Source organism: Bacteroides sp. An279 (genome assembly GCF_002159615.1).
In the GTDB taxonomy this organism is placed as follows: Bacteria; Bacteroidota; Bacteroidia; order Bacteroidales; family Bacteroidaceae; genus Phocaeicola; species Phocaeicola intestinalis.
The window spans coordinates 1-1246 of record NZ_NFJA01000196.1; the positions used below are offsets into that span (position 1 = coordinate 1).

Below are 1246 nucleotides of genomic sequence, written 5' to 3' on the forward strand. Positions count from 1 at the left end.
ATCGTTTCACCGGGTCTTCCTTAAGCGGCTTGCTGGGATGCAAGAAAGACGTGTTCTACCGTTTCATGAGTAATCCCAAGATAAACTGGCGGAAGTCCGTCTATCACCTCACCCTCCAGCTTTGGTCGAAGATCAGACTCCGCTCCGGGCGCAAGGAAGGCACGGTCTGTCTGATAGTCGATGACACGGACTATCCCAAGACGGGACGGCGCATGGAGAACATCGGCAGGGTGTTTTCCCATGTCCATCACAGGTGCATCCTCGGTTTCAAGGCATTGTTCCTTGCCGTCACGGACGGGACAACCCAAATGCTTCTGGATTTTGCACTGCTGGGTGAAAAAGGAAAGGATGGAAAGTTCGGGATGTCCGATGAAGAGCTCGCAAGACGTTTCACCAAAGGACGTGACAGCGGCGACGCCTTGCAGGAGCGTATCGGTGAGTACACGGCAAAGAAAACCGACCTGATGATTGCCATGATAAGACGCGCCATCCGCAAAGGGGTCAGGTTCAGGTATGTGCTGGCAGACAGCTGGTTCGCCTGCAAGGATGTCATCCGGTTCATCCGCTCCCGCCACGTCAGGTGCGATTACCTGGGCATGATCAAGGTGGGAGAAAACAGCAGGACAAAATACTGTCTGGACGGGAAGCCTTATACCGCGCCGGCCTTGATCAGGCACCTTGACAGGCAAGGCAGGCGGAAGTACAGCAGGAGACTGCGTTGCTATTACATCGTGGCGGACGTGGCCTTTGCGGATACCAAGGTACGCCTGTACTTTGTCAGGAGAAGCAAACGGGGCGCATGGAACGGCCTGATGACCACGGACATACGGCTTGAGTTCCTTGAAGCGTACCGGATTTATGCCCAAAGGTGGTCTTTGGAAGTCGTGTTCAAGGAAGCGAAGGGGCTGTTGGGGCTGGGCAAATGCCAGGCCGGCAACTTCGCCTCGCAAATCGCGGCGACATCCCTGACGGCTTTGCAATACAACATCCTTTCCTTAGTGAAGAGGTTTGCAGCCTACGAGACCATGGGAAAGCTCTTTGAGGACGTAACCAAGGATTCTTTGGAACTGTCCGTTGCGGAAAGGATATGGGGCGTCATGCAAGAACTGGTCATTGCGGTTGCGGAACTCTTCGGATTGACTGACGAAGATATCTATCAGGCTATCATCAACAGGGAGGAAGATATGAAACATATTTGCGACATTTATAGATTAAAAGCTGCAAGTTGAACTTGCGAAACTTGAAT

The 1246-nt window shown here is 52.9% G+C and carries 1 protein-coding gene; it reads left to right on the forward strand.

Annotated features, from left to right (window positions below):
• A partial coding sequence (locus B5F78_RS16565; RefSeq protein WP_140400240.1) for an IS4 family transposase occupies window positions 1-1229 on the forward strand: 1229 nt, incomplete at its 5' end.
• Window positions 1230-1246: the final 17 nt, after the last annotated feature.